General features: G+C 71.0%; 10 protein-coding genes and 1 tRNA gene. 3 read left to right on the top strand and 8 right to left on the bottom strand.

Annotated features, from left to right (window positions below; genetic code table 11):
* Positions 1–4: 4 nt before the first annotated feature.
* The 4 genes from ACFYP4_RS21735 to ACFYP4_RS21720 all read right to left on the bottom strand — a co-directional run bounded on the left by ACFYP4_RS21735 (position 5) and on the right by ACFYP4_RS21720 (position 4,865).
* Complete coding sequence (locus ACFYP4_RS21735; protein ID WP_358853201.1) at positions 5–352, bottom strand: STAS domain-containing protein; 348 nt, start codon at positions 350–352, stop codon at positions 5–7.
* Complete coding sequence (locus ACFYP4_RS21730) at positions 349–1,680, bottom strand: PP2C family protein-serine/threonine phosphatase (RefSeq protein ID WP_388787200.1); 1,332 nt, start codon at positions 1,678–1,680, stop codon at positions 349–351. The genes ACFYP4_RS21735 and ACFYP4_RS21730 overlap by 4 nt, the downstream gene beginning before the upstream one ends.
* Complete coding sequence (locus ACFYP4_RS21725; protein ID WP_358853199.1) at positions 1,680–2,483, bottom strand: alpha/beta hydrolase; 804 nt, start codon at positions 2,481–2,483, stop codon at positions 1,680–1,682. The genes ACFYP4_RS21730 and ACFYP4_RS21725 overlap by 1 nt, the downstream gene beginning before the upstream one ends.
* 255 nt (positions 2,484–2,738) lie before the next feature.
* Positions 2,739–4,865, bottom strand: a complete 2,127-nt coding sequence (locus ACFYP4_RS21720) for a DUF1996 domain-containing protein (protein ID WP_388787197.1) — start codon at positions 4,863–4,865, stop codon at positions 2,739–2,741.
* Between the two features lie 170 nt (positions 4,866–5,035).
* Between ACFYP4_RS21720 and ACFYP4_RS21715 the strand changes: the two genes are divergently transcribed.
* Entirely contained in the window at positions 5,036–5,506 is a 471-nt protein-coding gene (locus tag ACFYP4_RS21715; RefSeq protein WP_388787194.1) for a GNAT family N-acetyltransferase, read from the top strand.
* A 138-nt stretch (positions 5,507–5,644) separates the two neighbouring features.
* On the opposite strand, the gene ACFYP4_RS21710 is transcribed toward ACFYP4_RS21715, so the two are convergent.
* Positions 5,645–8,194, bottom strand: a complete 2,550-nt coding sequence (locus ACFYP4_RS21710) for a discoidin domain-containing protein (protein WP_388787191.1) — start codon at positions 8,192–8,194, stop codon at positions 5,645–5,647.
* Positions 8,195–8,754: 560 nt separating this feature from the next.
* On the opposite strand from ACFYP4_RS21710, the gene ACFYP4_RS21705 reads away from it, so the two are divergent.
* Positions 8,755–9,288 (top strand): HAD domain-containing protein, encoded by a 534-nt coding sequence (locus ACFYP4_RS21705; protein WP_358853195.1) that lies wholly within the window; start codon positions 8,755–8,757, stop codon positions 9,286–9,288.
* Positions 9,289–9,396: 108 nt separating this feature from the next.
* On the opposite strand, the gene ACFYP4_RS21700 is transcribed toward ACFYP4_RS21705, so the two are convergent.
* Positions 9,397–9,738 (bottom strand): alpha-amylase, encoded by a 342-nt coding sequence (locus ACFYP4_RS21700; protein ID WP_358853194.1) that lies wholly within the window; start codon positions 9,736–9,738, stop codon positions 9,397–9,399.
* Between the two features lie 558 nt (positions 9,739–10,296).
* Here ACFYP4_RS21700 and ACFYP4_RS21695 point away from each other — a divergent pair.
* Positions 10,297–11,187: an NAD(P)-dependent oxidoreductase gene (locus ACFYP4_RS21695; protein ID WP_358853193.1), complete on the top strand. Its 891-nt coding sequence runs from the start codon at positions 10,297–10,299 to the stop codon at positions 11,185–11,187.
* Positions 11,188–11,283: 96 nt separating this feature from the next.
* Here the strand turns inward: ACFYP4_RS21695 and ACFYP4_RS21690 are convergent.
* Both ACFYP4_RS21690 and ACFYP4_RS21685 read right to left on the bottom strand, forming a co-directional pair.
* Positions 11,284–11,357 (bottom strand) — tRNA-Met (locus tag ACFYP4_RS21690).
* Between the two features lie 117 nt (positions 11,358–11,474).
* Positions 11,475–12,791 carry a chloride channel protein gene (locus ACFYP4_RS21685; protein WP_388787610.1) on the bottom strand — a complete coding sequence of 439 codons (1,317 nt, stop codon included), beginning with the start codon at positions 12,789–12,791 and terminating at the stop codon, positions 11,475–11,477.
* Positions 12,792–12,907 lie beyond the last annotated feature (116 nt).

Raw genomic sequence — 12,907 nt, 5'->3', positions numbered from 1 at the left:
CGCGTCAGGCGGAGCTCGACCTGACCGCGTGGTCGAGGTCCGGGTGGATGTCGAGGACCTGGTCGAGGCCGACGATTCCGAGGGTCCGGATGATCATCGCGGGGACGGCGACGAGTGCCATGCGGGCCTGGGCGGCCAGGACCTGGCGGTGCGCGGCGACGAAGACGGAGATGCCGCTGGAGTCGCAGAAGGCCAGGCGCTGCAGGTCGAGGACGAGGAGCTGGCCCGGCTGCAACGTCACGTCGCGGATGGTCTCACGCAGCGTTCCGGCGCTGTAGTGGTCGAGATCGCCGTTGACGGTGATCACGGGTCCGGCCGGGGTGTTCCGGGTGATGGCGGTCAGTTCTGTCACGTCTGTTCTTCGTCGATCATGGTGGGTGCGGGGATACCGATCGCCAGGACGGCGGTGTCGTCGTCCAGACCGTCGCCGAAACTCTCCAGCAGAGTGGTGACGGCCGATACGGCCTTGTCGGGGCTTGCGGGTGCCAGGCCCGAGGTGAATTCGAGCAGGGCCTCGTCACCGTACCGCGCGCCCTCGGGACCGATCCGCGCCTCGGTCAGACCGTCGGTGTAGAGCAGCAGGGTGTCCCCCGCCGTCAGCTCGCGGGTGACGTCCCTGAAGGGCGCTTCGGGCAGAATTCCCACGAGCAGACCGCCCGGAGTGGGCAGGTACTCGGCGTCGGTGCCGGCGCGCATCAGGATCGCGGGGGGATGGCCGCCGCTGGCGAGGCGGACGGTCACGCCGGCGTCGTGCGGGGTCAGCGTGCCGAAGATGGCCGTGCAGTAGCGGGGGTCTCCCCGGATGTAGTGCTGGTGGAGGACGGTGTTCAGGGTTTTGAGTACCGCGACGGGATCGGCATCGTGCATGGCGGCCGCCCGCAGCGTGTAGCGGGTGAGCGAGGTCACCGCCGCCGCCTCGGGACCCTTGCCGCACACGTCGCCGAGGAAGAAGCCCCAGCGTCCGTCGCCCAGCGCGAACACGTCGTAGAAGTCGCCGCCGAGCTGGTCCGTGGAGGCCGTGTGGTAGTAGGCGGCCGTCTGCATCCCGGGCGCCTGGGGCAGCGAGGGCGGGACGAGGCTGCGCTGCAGAACGGTTAGCACGCTCTGCAGGCGCTCCTTGTCGCGCTCGGCCTCCCGGCGGGCCCGCTCAGTTTCCGCGCGGGCTTCCTCGGCCTCGCGGCGGCGGCGGAGGAGCTCCTTCTCGTAGGCGCGGCGGTCCCGGGCGTCGACGATCGTCGTGCGGATCAGCAGGGCCTGCCCGTCGCTGCCCTTCTTCACCTTGGAGGAGATGAGGACGGGCAGCCGGGACCCGTCGGCGGCCTTGAGCTCGAAGGCGATGCCGTTGACCTCGCCCTGCATGCGCAGGAGAGGTGCGAAGTGGGTCTCGTGGTAGAGCTTTCCGCCGACCGTGAGCAGGTCGGAGAAGTACAGTCGGCCGACCGTCTCCTCGCGGGTGCGGCCCAGCCAGCGCAGCAGGGTCGTGTTGGTCTTGGCGATCTGTCCGTCGAGGAGCGTGGACAGATAACCGCACGGAGCGTTCTCGTACAGGTCTTCCACGTCGTCCTCCAGCAGCGCGTTGAACGCCGCGTCGGACGGACGCACGTCTTCGGTCGTCCCGTTGTTCTCCGGGCTCTGTCCCCTGTGCTTGCGCGATTCCGGATCCTGGTCCGTGCGGCACATCACCTTCGCGGCGCCGCGAAGGTGACGATGGCCTCGGCGGTGGCTTCGGGTGCGCTCAGCTGCGGGCAGTGACCGGTCGCGTCCAGCGTGACCAGGCGGCTGCCGGGGATGGACGCCTGCACGTAGGCCCCGACGCCCTGCGGGGCTATGACGTCCTGGGAGCACTCCAGGACCAGCGTCGGCACCTTCACCGAGGCCAGCTCCGGCCGGCTGTCGGTGAGGAAGGTGGTGCGGGCGAAGACACGCGCGATGTCGGGATCGGTGCGGCAGAAGCTGTTCGTCAGCTCCTCCCCCAGTTCCGGCCGCTCCGGGTTGCCCATGATCACCGGCGCCATCGCCGCCGACCAGCCCAGATAGTTCGAGTCCAGCGATTCGAGCAGCTCGTCGATGTCCTCGGCGCTGAAGCCGCCCTTGTAGTCGCCGTCGTCGATGTAGCGAGGGGAGGGCACGAGCAGGACCAGCTTCGCGAACCGCTCCTCGGCGCGCGCCGCGGCCAGCACGCCGGCCATGGAGCTGACGGAGTGCCCCACGAACGTCACGTCCCGCAGGTCGAGCTCCTCGCAGATGTCCACCACGTCCTGGGCGTAGCCGTCCAGGGTGCCGTAGCGCGCCTCGCTCCACGCGGACACGTCGGACGAGCCGGAACCGACGTAGTCGAACAGCACTACGCGGAAGTGCTCGGACAGGGCGGGCAGGACCAGGCGCCACATGTTCTGGTCACAGCCGAAGCCGTGCGCCAGCATCATCACCGGCCCGTCCTCGCGCCCGGTGACCACGACATTGTTCCTACTCGCGACATCCATGCCGCCCATGGTGCCACCAGGTGCGCCGTGCATGTGAACCGCCGATTCAAACATCTTTTCGGCCTGCAATCGGATGATCACGGATTCGGCGGTTCCGGGCGGCCGGCCGTTCCCGCCCGGCCCTTCCCGCCCGTGCGTGTCCGCCCGTGCGTGTCCCCACAGTCGAAGGCGACCGGGCCGCCCAACGCGGTCCCGGTCGCCTTCGGGCCTGTGCCACCCGGCGGGCGTCACCCCGCCCGGCGGGCGTCGCTCCGCCTACCGGTGGCTGATACGGCGGAGCAGTACGAAGCCGAGGATCAGCAGAACCGCTCCGGCCGCCGCCGGCCACAGCTGGGCTCCGGTGTCGGCGAGCCCGCCCGTGGTCGCCTGCGGCTCGGTCAGTGAACCGCTCGCCTGATCACCGTCCGCGGGCAGGGTCGGCTCGGGTCCGGGAACGGCACTCTCCTCGGCGCCCGGGTCGTCCGACGTCGTGACCGGGTCGCGGTGGACGGCCGAGGGCGAGGTGTCGGCCTTGGGCGTCGCATCGGCCTTGGGCGTCGCGTCGGCCTCCGGCGGGGTGTCGGCCTCGGGCGTCGCGTCCTCGCGGTCGCCGCCCGCTCCGCCGGCCGGCTTCGTGGTCTGCGCGCCGGACGGCTCGGGCGCGGGTCCGCTCCCGGTGTCCGCCGGATCGTCGTCCTGCTCGTCACCGCCGGAGGGGGCCTCGGAGGACGGCTCCGGTGCCGGCTCGGAGGTCGGTTTCGACGTCGGCGGCTTCGGCGCCGGCGGCGGCTTCGGCGTGTTCCCCGCGTCCTCGCCGGCACCGGAGCCGGCTCCCGCGCCGCACTTCCGTCCGTCGTTGATGCAGTCCACCATCTCCCGCATCAGCTTCTCGTCGAAGACGTTGATGAAGTCGCCGTGGTCGGTCACGGGCTTGTGCAGCTGCTCGGGGAAGGAGTCCACCCCGAACAGGGGGGTCGTACGCCCGCCGTCCTCGAGGCTGGGCGCGTCGACGTCGTAGACGATGCGCTGCACCAGCTGCGGGATCGCCCGGAAGCCGTTGCCGCAGTTGCCCTCGGCGTCGGCGAACGCCACGTGCGTGCGGTGGTTGGCGCTGTCGATGTTCCGGCCGTCCCAGCAGCTCTGGAACCTGAAGGTGCGGACCACGTCGCTGCCCGCGGGGCACAGCGGGTACTTGTCCTTCAACTGCCGGTCCTCGAACCCGGTGCAGCTCCACGACGCGTTGGCGTTGGCGGTTCCGTTGACGAACGCCTTGGCATCCCCGGTGATGATGCGCAGGAGCCTCGGCATGGCCGTGACCTCGCCGCGCGGACTGCCCTCGAACGTCATCGTGACCTGCTTGGGCGTGACGATCTCGCCGGCGTTGCCTTCGACACCGCCGCCGGGCGCGTCCGCGTCCTCCTCCTGGGCGCCGTTCTGCACGCGCAGCACGGGCCAGAAGTACGAGGACCTGTCGCCCTCGTCCGCACAGGTGGTGTCCGCGTTGGCGAGGTCGTCGTCGCTCGCGAAGGCGCTGTTGGCCTGGTTTCCCACGTAGTCGTGGAAGTGGTGGGCGCCGTTGGAGACACCGGGGGCCACGATCACGTTGTCGGAGTTGAACAGGCCGCCCGCGTTGACGCCGCAGCTGGTGGCGAAGGTGCCGCGCGAGGCGTCGCCCTGCGGGCTCGGGTTCCGCACGTTCGGCTGGACGGTCCTGATGTCCTGGAAGTCGGCGGCCACGGGGCCGTTGCCCGCCTGCCCGCCGTTGCCGCCCTGCTGTCCGCCCTCGCCGTCACCCTGGTTCCGGCCGTCCTGACCGTCCTGGCCGCCGTTGTCGTCCTGTCCGCCGGAACTCTGGTCGCCGGATTGGCCGTTGTCCTGGCCGTCCTGGTTTCCGGAGGCGCGGAGCGTGCAGGGTGCGAAGGCTTCGAGGCCTGCCGGGCGGTCGCCCACTCGGTCGATCGTGACCGCGATCCGCTCGATCGTCGCGGCCCGCTTGTCCTTCAGCGGAGTCATGATGGCGTTGTCCGCGAAGGCACCGTCCTGCTGCCCGTCCCGCGTCGCCTCCTGCAACTGCCGGTAGGCCTCGGTGATCTGCTTGTCCAGCAGGGCGAGTTCCGTGTCGACCTCGGCCCTCGCCTGCTCGGGCGTCGCCGTCAGCTGACTGCCGACGTCCGGGCAGTCGATCGTGGCCGCTCCCGCTGCCAGCACCTGATCGGTCCGGCTCCGACCCGGCTGCGCCGAGTCCCCCTCGCTGGCCGTGGCGTACACGTTCACCGCTACCAGTCCGCCTCCGCCCAGCATCAGGGCGACCGCCGCAAAGGTGGCGCGTCGTGCACCCGTTGGGCGTCTTCGCGTATTGCGTCCCAAGGAAGTACTCCTACCGCTTCGTTGCCGGGCCGGCATGGCCACCTTCTGTACGGAGGCGGACCCGCGTCCGTTCAACCGCCGCTCGGATTCACAGGAATCTCTTGGGGAGTCGGCGCGGAATGCCGGCCGGCGACATCGCAGGCGTGATCGCCAGGGCACACCTGACACTCTGAACGTAACCCCCCAATGGACCCTACGCTCATTACATGACACCTGTGCGCCAAGCAGTTCACGATGACGTCGCCGAACTGGTGCGTCTGCGGGCGATGCTGTTCGACACTCTCGGCGGCGAGTTCTTCAACCCGCCCTCGGGGAGCGGGGACTGGCGGGACGCGCTGGCCGCCGTCCTCCGGGACCAGGTGTCGTCGGACGCCGTGCGCATCCTCGTCGTGCCCGGCGCCGGCGGTCTCGGCGCCTGCGGCATCGGGACGATCGAGCAACGGCTGCCCGGGCCGCATCTGCGCAACGGGCGGATCGGCCATGTGATCGGGGTGGTCACCGATCCCGCGTACCGGCGGCGCGGTCACAGCCGGGCGATCATGCGGGGGCTGCTGGACTGGTTCCGGGAACGGGAGGTCGCCCGGGTGGACCTGTACGCCTCTCCCGACGGGGAGCCGCTGTACCGCGCACTCGGTTTCACCGACCACCCGGACCCGTCGCTGTACTGGCGTCCGTGACGGCCGTCCGCGCATATGCGGTGAACTCCGGCGCTGAGCGGCCGATCCCCGCCCCGGGCACGGATGTGGCCCGCCGCGAGAGCGGCGGGCCACAGGTCACTGACCGCGCGACGGCGGTTCAGCCGGTCGGCGAAGGTGTCACGGGAACGACGTGATCTTCGAGGGGACGGTGTCCGATCCCGAGGTCGGTGCTCCCGTGTTGTTGACGACGTGGGCGTACTGCCCCTTGCCGCCGAGGGAGATGACGAGGATGTCGTGCAGCTTGATGCCCGTCTTCACCGGGACCTGGAAGCCGTGCTGCTGGACGATGGTCGGATCGGACGTGAAGTTGCAGTAGCTGCCCATTCCCCACGCCTCGTGGGTGTTGACGCTGTCCGCGACCTTGTAGGCGGCGTACCCGACGATGCCGTCATGCGTGACGGCGGCGGCGTTGGGCACGTCGTAGGCCTTCTCGTTCTGGAAGAAGATCGTCCGGCCGCGTTCGCCGTTCCAGAGCACGTCGTACTTGTTGAAGTGCTCGACGAACAGGCCGGTGGTGAGGACGTCGTCGCCGTTGACGACGAGACCGTAGTCGGCGCGGTTGGTCTCCCAGCCGACGCCTTCGCCGTGGTCGGCACGCCAGATCCAGGTGTGGTCGACGATGACGTCGTCGCTGTTGACGACCACCGAGTTGGTGGCGAGGCCGGGGCCGGCTCCGCCGATGCGGATGAACACGTCCTGCATGGTGGTCGGGTTGGCGGCGTGGTCGGCCGAGGCGTTGGCCCCGCCGATCTGGAGGAGGGTGTCGGACTTGGCCCGTCCGGCGTCGATGAGGAAGCCGGCCAGCCGTACACCGTCGACGTCGGCGACGTGCATGGCGTCGACGCCGTTGTCGGGGACGATGGTCGCCAGTCCGAGGCCGAGGACCACCGTGTTGGCGCGGGTGACGTCGATGGTCCGGTCGAGGTGGTAGACCCCGGGGGTGAACAGCAGGTTGAGCCCCTGGGCGAGCGCCGCGTTGATGGTGGCGGCGGTCGCGCCTGGCTTGACGACGTAGAACTGGCTCAGCGGCAGGGACGTACCGCCCGCGTTGGCCGGCCACGACACCCCGCGGGCGTTGGTGCGCTTGCCGGGCACGAACACCTTGTAGTCGTTCCCGTCGAGATACAGGAACGGCTTCTCGCGGGAGACGGGGGTGGAGTCCAGCGTGGTGTACGGGCCGCTGTCGAAGTTGGTCGCCGGCGCGCCCTGCACCCCGGAGAACGTCATGTTCCACACCCCGTTGGTCCAGCCGCCCACGGAGCTGTCGCGGGTGTACCACTGCTGCTGCGAGTACGGGCCGACGGTGCCGTCGATCTTCGAGTCGGCGATGTAACCGCCGGACGCCCAGCCGTAGCCGTTCGGGGCGAGGTTGAGGCCGCCCTCGACGTGGATGCGGCGGAACGGCGCGGCCTGCGCGACGGCCCAGCGGTCGGTGCCGTTGACCGGCTTGACCGACAGGTTCTCGGCCGAACGCCAGAAGTTCTGGGTGGCGTTGCCGTTGAACCAGCCCGCGTCGACGGTCACGTCACCGTTGATCTTCGTGTCGTCCGGGTTGAGGCCGAGTCCGGAGATCGAGGTGTAGAAGCCGAGTTGGGCGTTGATGCCGTTGTACGTGCCGGGCTTGAGGAGGAACTGGTAGCGCTCCGAGCCGAACTGGTTCGACTCCTGCTTGCTGAACACCTGGTCGAACTTGTCCTGCAGGTTGGGCGTGCTCGGATCCACGACGATGACGTTCGGCCCGAGGTCACCGCCGCCTTCGACGGGCGGGGTGCCGTCGCCCGATCCGGTGTGCACGGCGACCTCCCACAGGGAGTAGCCGTACGGGGTGCCGCGTACGGTCCCGTAGACGCGGACGTAGCGGCCCGAGCCGCTCACGGCGTAGGAGGCGGTTCCGCCGGTGCCGTTGGTGACGTCCTTCAGGGTCGTCCAGTTCTGGCCGTCGGCCGACGCCTGGATCTTGAATGCCTTGCCGTAGGCCGCCTCCCAGTTCAGGTCGACCTTGCAGATGTCCTGGGACGAGCCGAGGTCCACCTGGACCCACTGCGGGTCGGAGGCCTGGCTCGACCAGCGGGTTCCGGCGTCGCCGTCGAAGGCGTTCGCGGCGGCCGTGCCGCCGTTCTCCGTGGAGGACGCGGTGGCCGTTCTGCCCTTGGCGGCGTTGGCCGTGCCGCAGTCGGCGGGCGGTGTGCCGCCCGCGTCGCCGAAGACCTGGAACTCCCAGAGGGAGTAGCCGTACTGGGTGGCGCGGGAGACGCCGTACAGCCGTACGTAGCGGCCCTGTCCGGAGACGTCGAGCGTGTCGGTGCCGCCGTCGCCGCCGGTGACGGTCTTGAGGTCGGTCCAGGAGCTTCCGTTCCCGGAGACCTGGATCTTGTAGTCCTTGCCGTAGGCGGTCTCCCAGTTCAGGACGACCTTGGTGAGGCTGGCCGTCGCCCCGAGGTCCACCTGGAGCCACTGGGTGTCGGTGCCGGCCGACGACCAGCGGGTGCCGGTGTTGCCGTCGACGGCGTACGAGGCGGCGGTCCCGGCGTTCTCGTCGGAGGAGGAGGTGGCGGTCTTGCCCTGCGAGAGCGGCACCTCGGCCGCGCTCGCGGGTGTCGTCTGGGCGGGGATGGTCACCAGCGCCGCCGCTGTGGCGAGCGCGATCCCCCAGGATCTGAATCTCATTGGTCCACTCCGTGCGGGTGAAGGAGAGCGGGGCGGCGTTCACCGTGTTCGAGGCATGACAAACTCTCCGAACAGATGCGCGCCGCAGGGCGTTCCCCGACCGGGACCTTAAGGCCCGGCCAGCATGAACGGTGGTACGCAGCTACTTAGTTCAGGGTTTGATTTAAGTAATGAGGGAACCGGACGGCAACCCCTCCGACGTGACTTATTTGCATCGGATCCGGCGACAGGTCCGTGACGAGGGGCGACTCGCGGTGCGTGACCTGCGACGACCGCCCGGGTGAGGTGGGTACGCCGGCTTCACAGGTTGAACGTCTCCGGGCCGTGACGCCGGGGCCGCCCCAGCACAGGCGCCCAGTCCGTTCGCCGTCTGCGCTCACCCGGACGACCAGTCCCCGCGGCCCGGCGGGGCCCCGGCTCGTCACGCGGTCCCCCGCTGGGCCGCGCGACGGTGCGGCTCCGCTCCGAGAAGCAGTCACGGCCCGGCATTCCGCGGCCCGGAACGGGCCTGGACCCGGATCGGGTCGTCGAGGGGGGAGGTGAGCGGATATCTTGCGTCGGTGCCTGGTTCCGCGGAGTGGCCCGTGCTGTTTCTCGACGTCGACGGGCCCCTCATCCCGTTCGGCGCGTCGTCGCCCCGTCCGCGGGCCGACGGGCGGCAGGCCTTCCCGTCGAGTTCTGGTCCTCCGACGCCCGACGCGAATCCGCTCCTCGAGCGGCTCGACCCCGCGCATGGACCCAAACTGCGGAGTCTGCCCTGCGAGCTGGTCTGGGCAACGACGTGGATGGAAGAGGCGAACGAGTGTGTCGCGCCGCGGCTCGGGCTGCCCGACCTGCCCGTCCTCGACCGGGCCGGGCCGCCGGAGGACGACGCACGCGGCGCGCGGATGGGACTGCACTGGAAGACCCGTCCGATCCTCGACCGTGCGGCCGGGCGCCCCTTCGCATGGGTCGACGACGAGATCACCGACAGGGACCGTCTCTGGGTGGCCGCCTGTCACAGCGGGCGCGCTCTGCTTCACCGGGTTGATCCCGGGCGCGGTCTCACCGACGCGGACTACCGCCGCCTCCACGACTGGTTGAGCGCCTGCTGAGTCTGGAGCGGGGCGGCCACCCGGCTTCCCGGCTTCCCCCCACGGGCGTTTCCCTTAACGGGCTTTGGCGTCTCGGCCGGCCCGGCAGGGCCGTGTGCCGGCCCGGTGTCACGTCGACGGCGTCTCCGGCGGGCAGGCGCGCAGGCCGGTGACGTAGTTGAGCTGGGGGCCGTAGCCGGGGTAGGTCGCCATGTCGCCGGGCCGGAGTGTCCGGCACGGGACGGACTGGCCGTCGGTGTACTCCACGGTGAGCCTCACCTCGGCGCCACAGCGGTTGTCGACCGTGGTGTACCGCCAGCTCGCGTAGTACTGGACGCAGTCGGGCACGGAGAGGTCTCCGTCCTCGGTCCCGGCCGCACGGGCGGACTGAGTCGGCGTCAGTGTGGTGAGGAGCGCCGCCACGGCGGTCACGCAGGCGACGGTGAGCGGGAAGCGACGTGTGAGGAACATGCCTGAACTCTCCAGGGGCGAGGTTTGCAGCAGCTCGGAATACCGTGCGGAGCAGGAAGGTTGCGGTCGGTCACTCTGGCAGCCACTGCAAGTCTTGCGCAAAATCATGGATGTTCTTTCAGTCGTTGGTCCTGACGTCAACCATTTCGGGGCGAGAGCGGGATACCGCCAGCTCACGGAACCACCGCGTACCTGGAGCTGCCGCGCCGTCAGGTGGGCTCGTCCACCACCGCGTTCGCGTCGCTTCCCCCGCCGACGACACGGGGCCGGTGAAGTGTGCGGCCATCCGCGTGTGGCAGCGTGGAACGGCGTCTCCCGGCATACCCGGCGCGGTCCGGTACCAGGCAGGCCGACCGACACACGGCTGAAGCAGAGGAGGACCCCGGTCGAAGCCGCCGGGACGACGAGGAACTGGCCGACATCGACCGGTTGTCCCGGCAGTACCCGCTGCAACAGCCGGGCATCCGGCCGACCCGCCCCTCCCGCCCGCGCGGCGCGCCGCGCCGTGACGGAGCACGGAAGCGACCACCGTACGACTCACCGCAGGAAGTTGATCTCATGACCGACAAGCTCACCGTAGGCGTCCTTGGCACCGGAATTATGGGCGCAGCCATGGCCCGCAATCTCGCCCGGGCCGGGCACCGGGTCCGGGTCTGGAACCGCACCCGCGACAAGGCCGAGCCCCTGGCCGACGACGGTGTGCTCGTCGCCGGCACCCCCGCCGACGCCGTACGGGACGCCGACGTCGTCCTGACGATGCTGTACGACGGCGGGGCCGTTCTCGACGTGATGCGGCAGGCGGCTCCCGGCCTCGGCGCCGGCACGGCCTGGGTGCAGTCGACGACCGCGGGAATCGACGCGATCGGCGATCTGGCCGCGCTGGCCCGCGAGCACCGGCTGGTGTTCTACGACGCCCCGGTGCTCGGCACCCGGCAGCCCGCGGAGGCCGGGCAGCTGCTGATCCTGGCCGCGGGCCCGAGCCGGGAACGGAAGGCCGTCACCCCGGTCTTCGACGCCGTCGGCAGCCGTACGGTGTGGACGGGCGAGGACGGCGCGGCAGGCAGCGCCACCCGCCTCAAGCTCGTGGCCAACAGCTGGGTCATCGCGGCCACGAACGCGACCGGTGAGGTCCTCGCGCTGGCGAAGGCGCTCGGCGTGGACCCGCAGGGCTTCTTCGACGCGATCGCCGGCGGTCCGCTCGACATGGGCTACCTGCACGCCAAGGCGGACCTCATCCTGACCGGCCGGCTGACCCCGCCCGCCTTCGCCGTGTCCACGGCCGCCAAGGACGCCCGCCTCATCGTCGAGGCGGGCCGGCGTAACGGCATCCGCCTGGACGTCGCCGCCGCCGGGGCCGAACGCCTCGCCCGCGCCGCCGCGCAGGGGCACGGCGACGAGGACATGGCCGCTGCGTACTTCGCCAGCTTCGAGGAAGACGCCGGCGCCTGAGCAGCGCCGGCCCGGGGCCGGTCCGCCGCGTACCCGAGGGGGTCTCGGCATGCGCGAGGGCCCGGCAGCGTCGGCTGCCGGGCCCTCGTCTTCGCGTAGCGGGGACAGGATTTGAACCTGCGACCTCTGGGTTATGAGCCCAGCGAGCTACCGAGCTGCTCCACCCCGCGTCGTTGACTCCACCCTACGCCACGGATCGCCTGCCGATGACCAGTGCGGGGCCGGACGCCCCCTTCACGGCAGCCGGGGCCCCGCGCCCGGCCGATCGCGCCGGGAAGCCCGCCGGCTCACGCCTCGGTGGTCCGATCCGCGCCGGCGGCCGGGGACGACGGTCCGGTCTTGGCCGGGGTGGGGGTCGACCGGCCGACGGGCAGGAGTTCCGTCGTGACGAACGCGACCACGGCCGACAGGATCACCACGGGAATGGTCTCGGTGCTGCCGAGCAGCAGGACCACGAGCACGATGCTGCTGACGGGCAGCCGGAGGGCGGTCGCCGCGGCCGCCGCCAGGCCCGCGGCGACCGCGGGTACGACGCCGAAGCCGGGCAGGGGCGACAGCAGCAGCCCCGCCGCCGCGCCGAGGAACAGCGCGGGAAAGACGGGGCCGCCCCGGAGACTGCCCAGGCACAACGCGTAGGCGGCGGCCTTGAGCACCACGACCGCCAGCAGGGCGCCGACTCCCCAGGCGTGGGGATCGGACGCCATCGTGGCCAGCGTGGCCTGCCCCGAGGACGCGACCTCCACGGGTGAACGGTCCGTGATCACCGCGTAGAGAGCCGCGCAGCCACCCGCGGCGACCGCGCAGAGCACCGTCCTGGAGAGTGTGCGGGCCGCCACGAACGCGGCGGCGAGCCGCCCGCCCGCGATCACGGCGTGCAGCAGTACGCCGATGCAGACGGCCATCAGAACCGACCACACGACGTCCCCGACGTCCAGCCGCGCGGGAGGCTCCGGAAGGGGGAGGGCGAGACTTCCCGTCTCCAGCCCCGTCCAGCGGCCGAACCCGGTGAACACCAGCGCTCCCACCCCGCTCGACAACAGCGCCGGGAGCATCACGGCGATCAGCTGCGGTCCGCCCACGCCGGCCACCTCGATGAGGAGCACCGCGGCGATCAACGGGTTGCCGAAGATCGCCGCGATTGCGGCGGCGGCACCGGCCGCTGATAGCAGAGCGGTGCTCTGGGGTGTGGCGGGGGCGCGGGCTAGGTCCCGGAAGAGCAGCGCCAGCCCGCCGCCGAGCGCGATCAGCGGTGCTTCCGGTCCGAGGACGGCGCCGAGGGGCAGGCTCGCCACCGCCGCGATCAGTACGCCGGGCAGCGTCGCCGGTGCCGTCCCGCCCCCGTGGAGGCCCGACGCCGGGATGTGGCCGCCCGCTCCGCGCAGGTGGGTGGCGACCAGTCCCACGACGAGCCCGGCGATCAGCAGCAGCGGCAGCGGCCACCACCACGGGGGTGAGTGCCGGCCGAGGGCCTCGGGCAGGTCGGCCCAGAGCAGGTGCTCGAGTTCGTGGAGACCGGCGAGGAACCCGAAGGCCACGAGGGACACCGGAATGCCGAGCAGTGCCGAGAACACCAGCGCCCTCAGGTAGCCGGGGGCGCGCAGCATGTTCCGTAGGAGGTCCGCCTCCGTGGGCTGAGCCGTCGGCTCGCCGCTCTTCCCGGCCCCGCCGGTCACGGTGCGCTCTCCTGGGAAGGCGCGGGGTGTCCCCGCCGTGGTGAGGG

This window comes from Streptomyces sp. NPDC005551 (assembly GCF_042871785.1).
In the GTDB taxonomy this organism is placed as follows: domain Bacteria; phylum Actinomycetota; class Actinomycetes; order Streptomycetales; family Streptomycetaceae; genus Streptomyces.
This window is presented reverse-complemented; position numbering and strand designations above follow the sequence as displayed.

Excerpts from the sequence above, each read along its gene's own strand:
- ACFYP4_RS21725 (WP_358853199.1), bottom strand. The coding sequence starts at position 2,483 with ATGGATGTCGCGAGTAGGAACAATGTCGTGGTCACCGGGCGCGAGGAC.
- ACFYP4_RS21700 (WP_358853194.1), bottom strand. The coding sequence starts at position 9,738 with ATGTTCCTCACACGTCGCTTCCCGCTCACCGTCGCCTGCGTGACCGCC.
- ACFYP4_RS21685 (WP_388787610.1), bottom strand. The coding sequence starts at position 12,791 with ATGCTGCGCGCCCCCGGCTACCTGAGGGCGCTGGTGTTCTCGGCACTG.
- ACFYP4_RS21710 (WP_388787191.1), bottom strand. The coding sequence starts at position 8,194 with ATGAGATTCAGATCCTGGGGGATCGCGCTCGCCACAGCGGCGGCGCTG.
- ACFYP4_RS21730 (WP_388787200.1), bottom strand. The coding sequence starts at position 1,680 with ATGTGCCGCACGGACCAGGATCCGGAATCGCGCAAGCACAGGGGACAG.
- ACFYP4_RS21695 (WP_358853193.1), top strand. The coding sequence starts at position 10,297 with ATGACCGACAAGCTCACCGTAGGCGTCCTTGGCACCGGAATTATGGGC.
- ACFYP4_RS21715 (WP_388787194.1), top strand. The coding sequence starts at position 5,036 with ATGACACCTGTGCGCCAAGCAGTTCACGATGACGTCGCCGAACTGGTG.
- ACFYP4_RS21720 (WP_388787197.1), bottom strand. The coding sequence starts at position 4,865 with ATGCCGGCCCGGCAACGAAGCGGTAGGAGTACTTCCTTGGGACGCAAT.